The 14,237-nt window shown below is 60.2% G+C and carries 11 protein-coding genes; 3 read left to right on the top strand and 8 right to left on the bottom strand.

The window, feature by feature from the left end:
* The first annotated feature begins 94 nt into the window (after positions 1-94).
* Positions 95-1,579: a 2-methylcitrate dehydratase gene (gene prpD, locus ACP7B3_RS07475; protein ID WP_426178552.1), complete on the top strand. Its 1,485-nt coding sequence runs from the start codon at positions 95-97 to the stop codon at positions 1,577-1,579.
* Between the two features lie 156 nt (positions 1,580-1,735).
* On the opposite strand, the gene ACP7B3_RS07470 is transcribed toward prpD, so the two are convergent.
* Positions 1,736-3,055, bottom strand: a complete 1,320-nt coding sequence (locus ACP7B3_RS07470; protein WP_145159151.1) for an AAA-associated domain-containing protein — start codon at positions 3,053-3,055, stop codon at positions 1,736-1,738.
* Positions 3,056-3,069: 14 nt separating this feature from the next.
* Entirely contained in the window at positions 3,070-4,815 is a 1,746-nt protein-coding gene (locus ACP7B3_RS07465) for an ABC transporter permease (protein ID WP_242195915.1), read from the bottom strand.
* A 330-nt stretch (positions 4,816-5,145) separates the two neighbouring features.
* Here ACP7B3_RS07465 and ACP7B3_RS07460 point away from each other — a divergent pair, with 330 nt between their 5' ends.
* Positions 5,146-6,111: a hypothetical protein gene (locus tag ACP7B3_RS07460; RefSeq protein WP_426178551.1), complete on the top strand. Its 966-nt coding sequence runs from the start codon at positions 5,146-5,148 to the stop codon at positions 6,109-6,111.
* A gap of 59 nt (positions 6,112-6,170) precedes the next feature.
* Here the strand turns inward: ACP7B3_RS07460 and ACP7B3_RS07455 are convergent, their stop codons facing one another.
* From ACP7B3_RS07455 to ACP7B3_RS07435, 5 genes are read right to left on the bottom strand one after another with little or no spacing between them, the layout of a single operon-like run.
* Positions 6,171-6,902 carry an alanyl-tRNA editing protein gene (locus ACP7B3_RS07455; protein ID WP_426178550.1) on the bottom strand — a complete coding sequence of 244 codons (732 nt, stop codon included), beginning with the start codon at positions 6,900-6,902 and terminating at the stop codon, positions 6,171-6,173.
* A 2-nt stretch (positions 6,903-6,904) separates the two neighbouring features.
* Entirely contained in the window at positions 6,905-7,897 is a 993-nt protein-coding gene (locus ACP7B3_RS07450; RefSeq protein WP_106576296.1) for a serine O-acetyltransferase, read from the bottom strand.
* 37 nt (positions 7,898-7,934) lie between these two features.
* Positions 7,935-8,849, bottom strand: a complete 915-nt coding sequence (locus tag ACP7B3_RS07445) for a PLP-dependent cysteine synthase family protein (RefSeq protein ID WP_119742096.1) — start codon at positions 8,847-8,849, stop codon at positions 7,935-7,937.
* Between the two features lie 15 nt (positions 8,850-8,864).
* Positions 8,865-10,727, bottom strand: a complete 1,863-nt coding sequence (gene moeB / locus ACP7B3_RS07440) for a molybdopterin-synthase adenylyltransferase MoeB (protein WP_426178549.1) — start codon at positions 10,725-10,727, stop codon at positions 8,865-8,867.
* A 38-nt stretch (positions 10,728-10,765) separates the two neighbouring features.
* Positions 10,766-11,659, bottom strand: coding sequence for a DMT family transporter (locus ACP7B3_RS07435; protein WP_426178548.1), 894 nt, complete (start codon positions 11,657-11,659; stop codon positions 10,766-10,768).
* 160 nt (positions 11,660-11,819) lie between these two features.
* On the opposite strand from ACP7B3_RS07435, the gene ACP7B3_RS07430 reads away from it, so the two are divergent.
* Positions 11,820-13,244 carry a PLP-dependent aminotransferase family protein gene (locus ACP7B3_RS07430; RefSeq protein ID WP_416362834.1) on the top strand — a complete coding sequence of 475 codons (1,425 nt, stop codon included), beginning with the start codon at positions 11,820-11,822 and terminating at the stop codon, positions 13,242-13,244.
* A 127-nt stretch (positions 13,245-13,371) separates the two neighbouring features.
* Here the strand turns inward: ACP7B3_RS07430 and ppsR are convergent, their stop codons facing one another.
* Positions 13,372-14,190, bottom strand: a complete 819-nt coding sequence (ppsR, locus tag ACP7B3_RS07425) for a posphoenolpyruvate synthetase regulatory kinase/phosphorylase PpsR (RefSeq protein ID WP_058412273.1) — start codon at positions 14,188-14,190, stop codon at positions 13,372-13,374.
* Positions 14,191-14,237: the final 47 nt, after the last annotated feature.

The raw sequence follows: 14,237 nt of genomic DNA, 5'->3' as shown, positions 1-14,237 counted from the left end.
CCCAACACTTATAAGCAGGCAATCAGACCTGCCAACACATGATCAACCCTGACCCTGAGGATGGAACAACCCCCTAACTGCTTGGAGAACTGCCATGAGCGCCAACGTCGACCAGAACAACCGCCCCGACTACGACCAGGTCCTGCAGGACATCGCCGATTATGTCCTCGATTACCGCATCGACTCCCAGGCCGCATTGGACACCGCCCGCAACTGCCTGATGGACACCCTCGGCTGTGGCCTGCTGGCCCTGCGGTTTCCCGAGTGCACCAAGCACCTGGGGCCACTCGTCGAGGGCACCGTCGTGCCGTTCGGTGCGCGCGTGCCGGGCACTTCGTTGCGTCTGGACCCGGTCAAAGCCGCCTGGGACATCGGCTGCATCGTGCGTTGGCTCGACTACAACGACACCTGGCTCGCCGCCGAATGGGGCCACCCTTCGGATAACCTCGGCGGCATCCTCGCCGTGGCCGACCACCTTTCGCAAAAGCGCGTGGCCAATGGCGACGCGCCGCTGACCGTGCGCGCGGTGCTGGAAGCGATGATCATGGCCCACGAAATCCAGGGCGTGATCGCCCTGGAAAACTCCTTCAACCGTGTCGGCCTCGACCACGTGCTGCTGGTGAAAGTCGCCTCCACGGCGGTCTCCGCCAAGCTGATGGGCGCCAACCGCGAGCAGTTGCTCGCGGCCTTGTCCCATGCATTTGTCGACGGCCAGGCACTGCGCACTTACCGTCACGCACCCAATGCGGGCTCGCGCAAATCCTGGGCGGCTGGCGATGCGTCGAGCCGTGGCGTGCGCCTGGCCGATATCGCCTTGCGCGGCGAGATGGGCATTCCCGGTGTGTTGAGTGCGCCGCAGTGGGGGTTCTATGACGTGCTGTTCAGTCACACCAACAACGACCTGGCGCTCAAGCCTGAGGACAAGCGCGCGTTCCGCCTGTCGCAGCCCTACGGCACTTATGTGATGGAAAACGTACTGTTCAAGATCAGCTTCCCGGCCGAATTCCATGCGCAAACCGCCTGCGAAGCCGCAGTGACCTTGCACCCACAGGTCAAAGCGCGCCTGAATGAAATCGAGCGCATCGTGATCACCACCCATGAGTCGGCGATTCGTATCATCTCCAAGGTCGGCCCGTTGGCCAACGCCGCCGACCGCGACCACTGCCTGCAATACATGACCGCGGTGCCGCTGGCCTTCGGCAATCTGGTGGCCGAGCAGTACGAGGACGCGTTTCACGCGGCCCATCCGATCATCGATGAGCTGCGCCAGAAGATGGTGATCGTCGAAGACCCACGCTACAGCCGCGAATACCTGGAGGCCGACAAGCGCTCCATCGCCAACGCGGTGCAAGTGTTTTTCAAGGATGGTTCCAGCACCGAGCAGGTGGCGGTGGAGTACCCGATTGGCCATCGTCGGCGTCGGGTGGATGGCATTCCATTGCTGGAGGACAAGTTCAAGGCCAACCTGGCGACCCGGTTTACCGCGCAGCGCAGTGCCGAGATTTTTGCCCTGTGCAAGGATCAGGCGAAGCTTGAGGCCACGCCAGTGAATCGGTTTGTGGACCTGTTTGTGGTCTGAACACCACCACAACACTCACTGTGTAAACCCAATCAATGTGGGAGCTGGCTTGCCTGCGATAGCATCACCTCGGTGTATCTGAAAGACCGAATTGCCTGCATCGCAGGCAAGCCAGCTCCCACATTTGCCCTGTGTGCTCAATAAAAAGTGTTCGGCTTACATACTGCCTTCCACATCATCCAGGCTGAAGGTCTCGGTATGGTCGTCATAGGAGAAAATCTCCGCATACCGCCCCCACGCCACCACGCTTTCCAGGGTTTTTTGCACAAAGGCTTCGGTCATCGAGTCCTCCAGTTCCTGCTCGAAGCGCACCCGTGGCGCGCGGTGCCCGCTGCGCTCAAGCAATACCTGATGAATGCGCGCGGCCAATGGCACGTGCCGGATCAAATGCTCGGCGAACAGGGTTTTGCGTTCCTGGGTGCCGTAGTCGGCGAACAGTTTGCCGGCGTCGGTGAGGGTGATGTCGGCGCCCTTGAGTTCGGCGAAACCCAAATGCTCGAGCATCTCGGCCACCGGGAATAAATCGTCCACTTCCAGCAGGCGGCGTTCGGCCACCGTGGGCAAGCCTGCGTGGCCGTTGTAAGGCTCGGCGGCCAGGGTTTCGATCAGGCCGGCCATCAGGTTGGTCGACACTTCCGGCAGCAGGCTGCCCATTTTCAGCTCGGGGATGCCTTTGGCATCGGCGCTGCGCCGGTCGGTCATCAAGGCATAAATGTCGTCGACCATTTGCCGAAAGGTCGGGTCCAGGCGGTTGCGCGGGTGCGCGAATGGCACCTTGATTTCGGCGACCACACGGCCAGGGTTGGACGACAACACCAGGATGCGGTCGCACATCAGCACCGCTTCTTCGATGTTGTGGGTCACGATCAGGATCGATTTGATCGGCAGTTGCTTGCCGCTCCACAAGTCCAGCAAGTCGGTGCGCAGGGTTTCGGCGGTGAGCACGTCGAGGGCCGAAAACGGTTCGTCCATCAGCAGCAGCGTTGGGTTAACCACCAGGCCACGGGCAAAGCCCACGCGCTGGCGCATGCCGCCGGACAACTCGCGCGGGTAGGCGTTTTCAAAACCGTCCAGGCCGATCAGGTCGATGGCGGCCAGGGCACGGCGGCGGCTTTCCTTGCGCTCGACTTGCAAGGCTTGCAGGCCGGCTTCCACGTTTTCCAGCACGGTCAGCCAGGGGAACAGCGCAAAGGTCTGGAACACCATGGCCACACCTTCGGCCGGGCCGTTGAGCGGGGCGCCGTTGTAGCGCACTTCGCCCGACGACGGCTGGATCAGCCCGGCGATGATGCGCAGCAAGGTGGACTTGCCCGAGCCGGAGCGGCCGAGCATGCCGACGATCTCGCCTTCGTGCAGGCTCAAGTCCACGCCGCTGAGCACTTGCAGCTCGTCTTTGCCCTTGCCGAAAACCCGGTTGACGTTTTTCAGCGAGTAGATTTGCGGGGTATCAGCAGCGTGTTCGGTATTGGTATTCATCACAGCGAATCCCGTCAATTCAAGCGAAGTTTGTTTTCAGCCAGGGCGTACATCGGCCGCCAGACTGCGCGGTTGAAGGCCACCACAAAGATCGACATCACCACCACGCCCAAGGCGATTTTCGGGAAGTCGCCGGCGGCGGTGGTCTGTGCAATGTAGGCGCCCAGCCCGTGGGCGACCACGTTGTCCTGGCCCCAGGACACGTACTCGGAAACGATACTGGCGTTCCACGCGCCGCCCGAAGCGGTAATGGCGCCGGTAACGTAATAGGGGAAGATCCCCGGCAGCATCACCTTGCGCCACCACAACCAGCCGCGGATGCGGAAGTTGGCGGCAGCTTCCTTGAAGTCGTTGGGAAACGCGCTGGCCCCGGCGATCACGTTAAACAGGATGTACCACTGGGTACCCAGCACGATCAGCGGGCTCAGCCAGATGTCCGGGTTGAGCTTGTAGTGCAGGATCACGATGACGAATACCGGGAACAGCAGGTTCGCCGGGAAGGCGGCGAGGAACTGCGCCAGTGGCTGGATTTTCTCCGCAAGGCGGGGGCGCAGGCCGATCATCACGCCCAGGGGCACCCAGATGAGTGATGCGATCAGGATCAGCCCGGTTACCCGCAGCAGCGTGATCAGGCCCAACACGAACACGTGGCCGACCTCGGCAAAGGTCACTTCGGTGCCGACGTACTGCACGATGTGATACAGCGCGTAAGCGGCCAGCAGCGCTATGAGTGTGCCCCACACCCAATCGATCACTTTTGAGGCCTTTGGTGTTTCTGCCGGCAACGCCTTGAGCGCACTGCCCGCGAGGCTGAAACGCTTGTTACCGATTCGGCTGATGGCACGGGTGATCGGGCGCAGGATGCGCTGAACCACGCGCGTGCGCTGGATCAGGTTCAACAGCCAGGATTGCGGCGCGGCGCCCTGAGAGGCCGTGGTCTCCATGCGAAACTTGTCGGCCCAGGCCACCAGCGGACGGAACAGGAACTGGTCATACATCAGGATGACCACAATCATCGCCAGGATCACGTAACCCACGGCGTGCAGGTCTTTCTGGGCAATGGCCAGGGCCAGGTAAGAACCCACGCCCGGCAGGGTGATGGTCTTGTCGCCGACGGTAATGGCTTCGGAGGCGACCACAAAAAACCAGCCGCCGGACATGCTCATCATCATGTTCCACACCAGCCCGGGCATGGCGAAGGGCACGTCGAGCTTCCAGAACTTCTGCCAGCCGGAAAGCCGCAGGTTGGTCGACACTTCGACCAGGTCGTGGGGCAGCATGCGCAGCGACTGGTAGAAGCTGAACGTCATGTTCCAGGCCTGGCTGGTGAAGATCGCAAAGATCGCGGCGAACTCGGCGCCCAGCACACGCCCGGGAAACAGCAACAGGAAAAACGTCACGGTAAAAGAGATATAGCCGAGCACCGGCACCGATTGCAGGATGTCGAGCACCGGCACCAGCAGTTTCTCGGCACGCCGGCTTTTGGCGGCCAGGGTGCCGTACAACAGGGTGAAGACCAGTGCGGCGACCATCGCCGCCAGCATGCGCAGGGTGGTGCGCATCGCGTATTCCGGCAGGTTGGCCGGGTCCAGAGAGATGACTTCACTTTGCAACGTGGCGATTGGTGCCCAGGTTTCCCGCGCCGTAATGGAGAAAAACAATAAAAAGCCGATCACCAAAGGCAAGGCGACCAAATCCCAGCGATTGGGTAGCAAGCGCAGCGTGGACGCCGGTAAATAGTGACGAAACACTCTGTTCATAGGCAGTCAGTCCTGCAGCGTTCAGGGGCGTGATGGGAGTGAGCTTAGCTGCTGCACGAATGACCCACCGAGACGGGCGGGCGCTGTTTTCGTGAGTCAGGGGCAACGAGGCGTTGCAGGCGGGATTGTACGTTTCTGAATGTTACAAGCACATAAATTTGCTGTCAGTTTCCTGTACGAACTGCGGCTTATGTGTTGGTGCGCCGGGCGTCCGCCCCTGACACAAGCGCAAGGCACCGCTGTTTTTGCCTGAGATACAAATAGCCACTTACCCGCCCTACGGTTCCGGAACCCTCTTTCAGAGAAACGCCAATCAGGTAACCAGACGGCGTGCGAACGCAGGCCTTCAAATCGGCAATCACGACTTCACTACCTGAATCTGGGAAGGTCCCTATGACTAGCGTAAATACTCGGCCAGCACCCTACACGGTTGGCTATGAACAGCCTCAAAAGCCGTCGCCCATCAGCTACCAGGACAGCGCCCGCGCTTCCGAGCGAGCCAGTACCCAGCCCGATTCGGCGCCGCTGCGTCCTGCGATGACGCCCGAGCAGCGCGGCCAGTTCTCAAGCCACAGCGCGATCGTGAACGCGCCACCGTCACAGGGCTCGGAGGCGACGGACTCGCTGGCAGAACTGACGCAAAAAAATATGGCGCTTCGTGCCAAGTTCCAGGGGTTTGCCGCTGAGGTTGGGCCACAGATCCAGAGCCTCCAACAGCAAGTTGTCGACCTGACTCAGCAACTCAATACGCCACGTGAAGCCACTCAACCCTCCTCGAATCAGCCTGAGGCTACGCCGCAGAACCGTTCTGCAGGTGAGCAGCACACTGCGCCGTCGCAGGCTTCGCCGGTTACACCGAATCCATCGGGGACTGAGCCGGGCCAGGCTCAAAGTCTTGAAGCGTTGAACCGTGAGAGCCAAGCGTTTCGCCAGGAAGTGTTAGCGTTTTTCGGGGAGCTCAAGACGGTGATTCAGCAACTGCAAGAGCAAATCCAGGGCTTGGCTCAACGCATTGACGCGATTGGCACGCCTCAGAACGCGGTGCTTTCTGAGCCGGAAAATTCTGCTGAGCCTGGTCCGTCACCCGACGCAGCAGCCCCCGCGAATGACCCAATGCCGGCCCCGCGCGATGAGCCAGAAGCGACTGCTGCGCGTGGCGTTGAAGCACTCATGAGTGAAAACGCACAGCTACAGGCCGGGCTTGATCAAATGGAAGCACAGTTCAAGGCCGTGATTGCGCAGCTTCAAGCGCAGATCGAGACCTTGAGCAAGAAAATCAGCGAGCAAAAGCAATAAGGGCTGCACCGCGTCGGCCTTGTATGGGGGCACCCCATACGGGCCGCGTCAGGGTTGACCTATCCCTCGAACCGCAGGATCACCCGGCGGTTGTGCTTGCTCTTCTTTTCGATTTTCTCGCAGAACACCCGGCCGATTTCCTCGGTGTTGATCACATGGGTGCCACCGCATGGCTGGATATCGATGCCGGCGATTTCAATTACCCTCACCGAACCCTGGATCACCGGCGGCGCTACTGCCTGGGTACGGGTGATCTGCAGCAGGGTTGAGTACTCCGAGGCGGGCATCGACAGGGTTTTCACCACGTGGGCCTGCTCGATCAGCGCGTTGAGGTCGCGGGTGATGCAGTCTTTATCGAGGGTCATTTCCGGCAAGTCGAAATCCAGCCGGCCTTTGTCTGCGCCGATGCTGCAACCGGTAACGGGGGCATCAATGATCGAGCACAGCAAATGCAGGCAGGTGTGCATCTTCATATGCTGGTAGCGGCGCTCCCAGTCCAGACCCGCGTCTACCTGCACCCCGGCAATCAACTGCGGCGGGCACTCTTGGACTTGGTGCCAGATGATCGAACGCAGCACCGGGTCGCGTACGGTGCCGATCACTTCGACCCGCGTGCCATCGGCCAGTGTCAGGTGCCCGGTGTCGCCCGGCTGGCCGCCGCCGGTGGGGTAGAACAGCGTGTGCTCCAGGGCAATGCCGTGTTCGCTGACCGCAATCACCCGCGCGCTGAAGGCATTCTGGTAGGGCGCGCTGTCGAACAGCGCCAGGGTTTCCATGGTGTGCACAGACATGTTCAACCTCCGACAATCAGTGGGCTGGCTTGCAACAGGTGACGCACCATCGCACTCAAGCCAGGGGGGGAGAGCAGGGTGATTTCAAATTCCGGCCCGCAGATTTTCAGGTTCAGCGGCAAGCGTGGCAGTTGCTCGCCGACATCGAGGCGGCGCAGGCGAAACTGCAGGTGATGACGCTCTTTCACCGTGGGCTCCAGCATCAGCCCCTGCAACGGGTGAAAGTCGGCGTCGAGCACCGTGACCTTGTGGCTGGCATTCACTTCGCCGACCACGTGCAAACGCTCGTCCAGGGCAAAAGCTCCGAGGTAGTTGCTGTGGTCTGACTCATCGTTTTTCTGCAGTTGAACCTGATTGACCACCTTGACCTTGGTACCGGCAGGCACGTCCTGGGTGATGACACACGAAGGGCTGATAAACACGTTGTCGCCGATCAGCACATACCCCAACACGCGGGCGCCGGCGCCGACCTCGACGTTGTTGCCCAGGCGCGGGTGGCGTTTGCCATCCGGGTTGTTGGCGATCCCGCGGGCGCCCAGTGTCACGCCACAGAGGATGTAGCAGTCGTTGCCGATCTCGCAGGTTTCGCCGATCACTGTGCCGTAACCGTGGTCCAGCACGAAGCGCCGGCCTATGCGCGCAGCGGGATGGATTTCGGCTCCAGAGAGGATTTTGCCCTGGTTGCTGAGCTTCAGAGCCATGCGCGAAAACTCGCCATTGGTTTGATCGGGGAAATGCCATACCAGGTGCGCAAGGCGGTAAAACAGCACGGCCTTGAACGAGGCATAGGATTCCAGAATCAACTCGCCGCGCCCGCGTGACGCCGGGTCGCGATAGGCATAGGCGATCAGGTCCTCGGCCACCGCCTGGGCGGCGTTCTGGATCAGCGGCGCCAGGTGCGGTTCCAACTGCTTGATCTGCGCAGGCGTCAGGGTCTTGATGAGGTGGGTGAGCAACTCATCGTGCAGCTGTTGCATGTCGATAAAGCCCCCCATGGAGGCACCCCCGCGTTCTGGATGGTTGGGAAACCGGTTATTCGAAACTGGGCAGGTAGCTGTCAGCATTGTCGTAGACCATGGTCAACACCACCGTTTCGGGCGGCAGTTCGGGGGCGAGTTGGGCGATGGCGACCATGTTGGCGGCCGAGGACAAGCCCAGGCTGATGGCGTCGGTGCGCATGATGCGTTTGATCATGTCCATGCATGCCTGGTGCGACACCTTGAGCATGCCGTCGATCACGTCCAGGTTGAGAATGCTTGGGATCAAGCCAATCGACAGGCCCTGGATATGGTGCGGCGCGTGCTGGTTTTTCAGCAGGTCGCATTCCTCCGGTTCCACGCCCATCACCCGCAGTGCAGGCCAGGCGGCCTTGAGCGTTTCGCCGATGCCCGTAAGGTGGCCGCCGGTGCCGATGCCGCTGACGAAATAATCCACGCGCCGTTCACCGAACGCGCGGAGGATTTCCGGTGCGGTGGTGTCGCGGTGGGTTTGCGGATTGGCGCCGTTACGCTGCTGGTTGAGCATCACGTAGCTGGGGTTTTCGAGCTGCAGTTCCATGCATTTTTCGCCGTGGGAGTTGTTCCCCAGGCGGCTGTCCGACAGCACCACCCTGGCACCGTACAGGCGCAGCAGTTTCTGCTTTTCGGGGCTGTAGTTGTCCGGGATCACCAGCACCACTTTGTAACCCAACACGTTGCCGGCCATCACCAGTCCAATGCCGGTGTTGCCGCCGCTGGGCTCGATGATGGTTTGCCCGGAATCGCGCATCAGCACGCCGCGGCGCTCGGCGTCGAGGATCATGCCCAGCGCGATGCGTGCCTTGTGGCTGCCACCTGGGTTGAGGGATTCCAGCTTGGCGTAGACCTCAATGCCAAGGTCTTCGGAAAACTGCGCCAGACGCACGATCGGTGTGTGGCCGATCACGTCAAGAATGGAGTTATGCAACATCGCTCAGCCCCCGGATCAGTACAAAGGCATGTCGGGTTCGACGTCGCGCACCCAGTGTTTCATGCCGCCCTGCAGGACTTTGGTGTTGGCGAAACCGGCGGCCAGCAAGGTGCTGGCGGCTTGCTCGGCGCGGGAGCCGGCGTAGCAGATCAGGTAGTGGGTGTTGTCGCGGCTGAGGCTGTGCAGTTGCTCATCCAGTTCGGCCAGGGGGATATGCACCACGCCTGGCAGTTTGCACACCTCCAGTTCAGTGGCGTCACGCACGTCCAGCAGCACATCGGCGCTGCGCTGGTGTTCAAGCACTTGCTTGAGTACTCGCGGCTTGATGTAGCGTTCTTCGGCCAGTGACGGTTGGCTGGGCACGGCATCGGCGCACACTGTCGGCGCCACGGGTTCGCTGCGACGCAGCGCCGAGCAGCACGGGCAGTCGGCGCGACGCTTGAAGCGGATTTCGCTGAATTTCATCGCCAGCGCATCGAAGCGCATCAATCGACCGGACAGCGGCTCGCCGATGCCGATCAGCAATTTGATGGCCTCGGTGGCTTGAATCATGCCAACCACACCCGGCAATACGCCGATTACGCCGCCGGCGCTGCAGTTGGGTGCCAGCTCGGCAGGCGGTGCTGAGGGGAACAGGCAGCGGTAGCACGGCCCACCTTTATAGTTGAGCACGCTGATCTGCCCGTCGAAGCGGTAGATGGCGCCGTAGACCAGAGGTTTACCCAACTGCACGCAGGCGTCGTTGACCAGGTAACGCGTGTCGAAATTATCGGTGCCATCGATCACCAGGTCGTAGGCGCCCACCAGTTCCAGGGCGTTGTCGGCGTTGAGGGCAGTGTTGTGCGCGTTGATCTGGATGTGCCGGTTGAGATCCTGCAGGCGCTGTTTGGCCGACTCGACCTTGGGCATGCCCAGTGTGCTGTTGCCGTGAACGATCTGGCGTTGCAGGTTGCTGCTTTCCACCACATCGAAATCCACCAGGCCCAGGGTGCCAATGCCGGCCGCCGCCAGGTACAGGCTGATGGGCGAGCCGAGACCGCCGGTGCCGATGATCAATACCTTGGCCTTTTTCAGGTTCAACTGACCTTCGCGCCCGACGCCTGGCAGAGTGATATGGCGCACGTAGCGCTGCACTTCTTCGTTGCTTAAAGCCTCGACGTCCATGCCGCCCGAGGTGGCGAGCAGCACTTCGATTCTGGCTTTTTCCGGCAAGGGCTCGTCGGCGTCGATCAGTTCTTCCTCGGCCGTGAACAGGAAGTGTTCCTTGAGCTGATTGTTCTTCTCGTGAAACAGGTGCGGGCGCAGCTGCGGGTGGCTGCTGCAGAGGTTTTCAATGACTTCGCGCAATGTCGATCCGGTGCCCTCGAGGGTCGATTCCGGCAGCTTGGCCACGCGAACCAGAATGTCGGGGAAAGAGACAGCGTTCATGGACAACTCCGTGTGCAGGTCGTTGAAGGGTTGAGGGGCGAAATGCTTGCCGTCCCAGGCAAACAGCTTTGAGCCCAGGGCCTTGCCCTGGCGTACGTCCACCACCAGGTAGCTCACGGGGTAGATCGGCTCACCCAGGAACAGTGCCTTGTCCTGGTCTTCGTCACTGAAGTAGGCGCCGACATCCGGGTGCGAGTGATAGATCACCACCACCGGGTTATCACTGCGCAACGCCTTGTTCATCAGCAGGGTGTCGGCTACCGAGAAGGTGTAGCCGTTGGCCGCGCTGCGCGCGTACATCTGGGGGTTCTTGCGGTGTAATTCGTTCTGGATATTGCTGCCCAGGTACACGCTGCCGTCGGCGAAGACAAAACCACAGCATTCCTCTGGGTAGCTGCGGCTGGCGTGGGCATAGATCTGCTCCAGGGCATTGGGGCGGAGGACGTCCATGTTTCTCTCGCGTTGCTGATAGGGGTGGGTCAGGAGGCTCAATTTTTCTTGGCCAGGAGTTTTTCGAAAGGCAGCTTGGTGATCGCGAAACCAGCCAGCAGGATGGCGGAGTACAGCATCAGGTCGCGGGAAATTTCCACGCCTTCGTACCAGGCGCCGATGATCACCGCGAATACCGGGAAGATGATGAACACGAACGACAGAATGATCGGACTCAAGCGCTTGAGCAGCATGAAATACACGATAAACCCGCCCACCGACGCCACCAGCCCCAGGTAGAACAGCGCGCTCCAGGAACGCAGCGTGATGGTTTCGAAGGTGGGTGTTTCAAACCACAGGCCGGCCACAAACAGCATCAACCCGGCAATGCCGATGGGCAGCGTGTTGTAGGTGATCACGCTGATGGCGCTGCCTTTTTGCTTGGTAATGACGTAGCACAAGGCATGCATGATCGCGGCGGTCAGAATTGCCAGCACCCCGAAAAATTCAGCATGGTCCAGGTGCAGGCCCTGGCTCTTGATGATCATGTAGAGGCTGCCGAAACCGATGCCGATGCCGACCACCTGGGAAAAATAGATGCGTTCGCGCAGAAACAGCGCGGAGAAAATCAGGATAAACACCGGCATGCAGCTGAACAGCAGCGCGGTGAGGCCGGAAGAGACATGCATCTCGCCGTAGTTGAGCAGGTAATAGGGAACGCTGAAGTAGGACAGTGTCACGAATACGAAGAACCAGCGGCTTTCGCGCGGGAACAGGATGGGCTCACGGCGCACCAGGGCGAAACACAGGAACAACGGGAAGGCGATCAGGAAGCGCAGGCCCGCCGAGGTCAGCGGTGGCACGCTCTCGACGGCGATCTTGATCCCCAGCCACGTAGTGCCCCAACTCAGGCACACGATAAGAAACATCACGCTGGTTACCAGGCCGGCCAACCACTGTTTCTGAGTTTTTGTTTTTGTTGTGTTTTCAAGAACGGCGGACATTGGCATCGTTTATTGCTTCCCTGAGCCGGAATTGAACTCTATATTGACTGTGTATTAAGTTGTTTCATTCGGTTATTGAACCCGTAAAAGCACACTATTAGGGCGAATGATGGCTGTCAAAACAAATATTGACATGGTGTCAATTATGCGTGAGGGGTTGTCCAGCGGTCAGGGCGTGAAGTACAAGCGCCTGTCCGATGTGATGGAACGAGGCATCCTTGAAGGCTTGATTGAACCCGGACGAAAACTGCCGCCCCATCGGGTGCTTTCCGACAATCTGGGTGTAACCATCGGCACTATCAGCCGAGCCTACGGCGAACTGGAACGCCTCGGGTTGGTGGTGGCGCGGGTGGGTGACGGCACTTTCGTTCGCAAGCGTGGGATGGAGCGCCAGCGTGATGAAGGCTTTCGCAACGTCAGCGAGGAGCCGCGCCATTACTTCGACATGAGCCGTAACATGCATATTCCTGGTCAGGAGACGGTGTTTCTGGCCCAGAGCTTCCAAACCTTGTCGACCAACGCCAAGTTCCTCCAGGACATCAGCGCCTACACCCCGGATGCCGGTTTGCCGCGCTACCGTGAGGCCGGGGCGCAGTGGCTGGTGCAGCGTGATTTTCACCCGATTCCCGAGCAGGTCATCTGCGTCAATGGCGGCCAGCATGGCCTGCTGTGCGCGATGATGGCATTGCTGCGGGCGGGCGATACGGTGGTCACCGAACAGCTGACCTATCCCGGGCTGATCACGGCCGCGCGCATGCTCGGCGTGCGCCTGATCGGCCTGGAGATGGACGAAGAAGGCGTGCTGCCGGGCGCGCTGGATGAAGTCTGTCGTAATCACCGGGTTTCGGCGTTGTACTGCACGCCCACCATCCAGAACCCGACCACGGCGGTGTTGTCGGTCGCGCGCCGGGAAGCGTTGGTCAAGGTGTGTCGCGAGCACAATCTGCTGATTCTTGAAGACGAAGCCCACGGCGTATTGGTAGAAGATCGGCCACCGCCCCTCAGCCATTTCGCGCCTGAACGTACGATTTTGATCAGTAGCCTGAGCAAGGCGGTGTCCGCGGGGTTGCGGGTGGGCTACGTGCATGCGCCACCGGCGCTGGTCAGTCGTATTTCGGCGGCCTTGCGCTCGACCTGCTGGATGGCCACGCCAGTGACTCTGGAACTGGCGACCCAGTGGATCGAAAACGGCACGGCGGAATACCTGCTACGTCAGCAGATCAACGAGATCAGCCGCCGCAAAGCCCTGGTGCGCGACCTGCTGAGCGGCCTGGAGTACCGCACCCACCTCAACAGCCCGCATTTTTGGATTGAAGTGCCGGAGCCCTGGCGCGCGTCGGAAATCGAGGCGGAACTCAAGCAGAATAATTACCTGATCGCCACGGCCGAAGCCTTTGCCGTAGGGCAAACGGCGGTGCCTCAGTTTATTCGGGCGAGTATCTGTAATACGTCGGGTGACGATCAGTTGTTGCGGGCGGGGTTTGATGCGCTGGCGACGGCGTTGGGGCAGGGTGGTGGCAGGTTTCACCTGTAAGCAGGTTTACCGCGTTATCGTTCATCGCAGGCCAGCCAGCTCCCACATTTGAATGCATTCCAGTGTTGGAACTCGGTCAAGTGTGGGAGCGGGCTTGCCCGCGAAGGCGTCAGTTCAGACAGTGCAGTTATTTGAACCTGCGCTCTACACCTTTCTCCACCAGAATCTTCGCCGAAATCTCTTCCACCGAAAAATGCGTGGAATTGATGTGCGCAATATTCTCGCGACGGAACAGATTTTCCACCTCGCGTACTTCGAACTCGCACTGTGCGTAGCTGGAGTAGCGGCTATTGGGCTTGCGTTCGTTACGAATCGCCGTGAGGCGGTCCGGGTCAATGGTCAGGCCGAACAGCTTGTGCTGGTGCGCGCGCAGGGCGGCCGGCAGCGTCAGGTGCTCCATGTCGTCTTCGGTCAGCGGGTAATTGGCGGCGCGGATACCGAACTGCATGGCCATGTACAGGCACGTAGGGGTTTTGCCGCAGCGGGACACGCCCACCAGGATCAAATCGGCCTTGTCATAGTAATGAGTGCGGGCGCCGTCATCGTTGTCGAGGGCAAAGTTGACCGCCTCGATACGCTCCATATAGTTGGAGTTGTGGCCAATGGAATGGGACTTTCCTACTGAGTAGGAGGAGTGTTCACTCAACTCCTGTTCCAGTGGCGCCAGGAACGTGGAGAAGATGTCGATCATGAAACCATTGGAGGTGGCGAGGATCTCACGGATGTCTTGATTGACGATGGTGTCGAAAATGATCGGACGAAAACCGTCTTTTTCGGCCGCCAGATTGATTTGTTGTACCATGGCTCGCGCTTTATCCACGCTGTCGATATAGGGCCGCGTGAATTTGGCGAAGGTAATGTTTTCGAACTGCGCGAGCAGGCTCTGACCCAATGTTTCGGCTGTGATGCCGGTGCCGTCGGAGATAAAGAAAGCAGATCGTTTCATTTGAGCCCTGGGCCTTAAGCTGATGGCGAATCTTGGATATGATAGGC

Source organism: Pseudomonas sp. TWRC1-2 (assembly GCF_049896685.1).
Lineage (GTDB): Bacteria > Pseudomonadota > Gammaproteobacteria > Pseudomonadales > Pseudomonadaceae > Aquipseudomonas.
This window is presented reverse-complemented; position numbering and strand designations above follow the sequence as displayed.

Excerpts from the sequence above, each read along its gene's own strand:
- ppsR (WP_058412273.1), bottom strand. The coding sequence starts at position 14,190 with ATGAAACGATCTGCTTTCTTTATCTCCGACGGCACCGGCATCACAGCC.
- ACP7B3_RS07470 (WP_145159151.1), bottom strand. The coding sequence starts at position 3,055 with ATGAATACCAATACCGAACACGCTGCTGATACCCCGCAAATCTACTCG.
- prpD (WP_426178552.1), top strand. The coding sequence starts at position 95 with ATGAGCGCCAACGTCGACCAGAACAACCGCCCCGACTACGACCAGGTC.
- moeB (WP_426178549.1), bottom strand. The coding sequence starts at position 10,727 with ATGGACGTCCTCCGCCCCAATGCCCTGGAGCAGATCTATGCCCACGCC.
- ACP7B3_RS07465 (WP_242195915.1), bottom strand. The coding sequence starts at position 4,815 with ATGAACAGAGTGTTTCGTCACTATTTACCGGCGTCCACGCTGCGCTTG.
- ACP7B3_RS07455 (WP_426178550.1), bottom strand. The coding sequence starts at position 6,902 with ATGTCTGTGCACACCATGGAAACCCTGGCGCTGTTCGACAGCGCGCCC.
- ACP7B3_RS07450 (WP_106576296.1), bottom strand. The coding sequence starts at position 7,897 with ATGGGGGGCTTTATCGACATGCAACAGCTGCACGATGAGTTGCTCACC.
- ACP7B3_RS07430 (WP_416362834.1), top strand. The coding sequence starts at position 11,820 with ATGGCTGTCAAAACAAATATTGACATGGTGTCAATTATGCGTGAGGGG.
- ACP7B3_RS07445 (WP_119742096.1), bottom strand. The coding sequence starts at position 8,849 with ATGTTGCATAACTCCATTCTTGACGTGATCGGCCACACACCGATCGTG.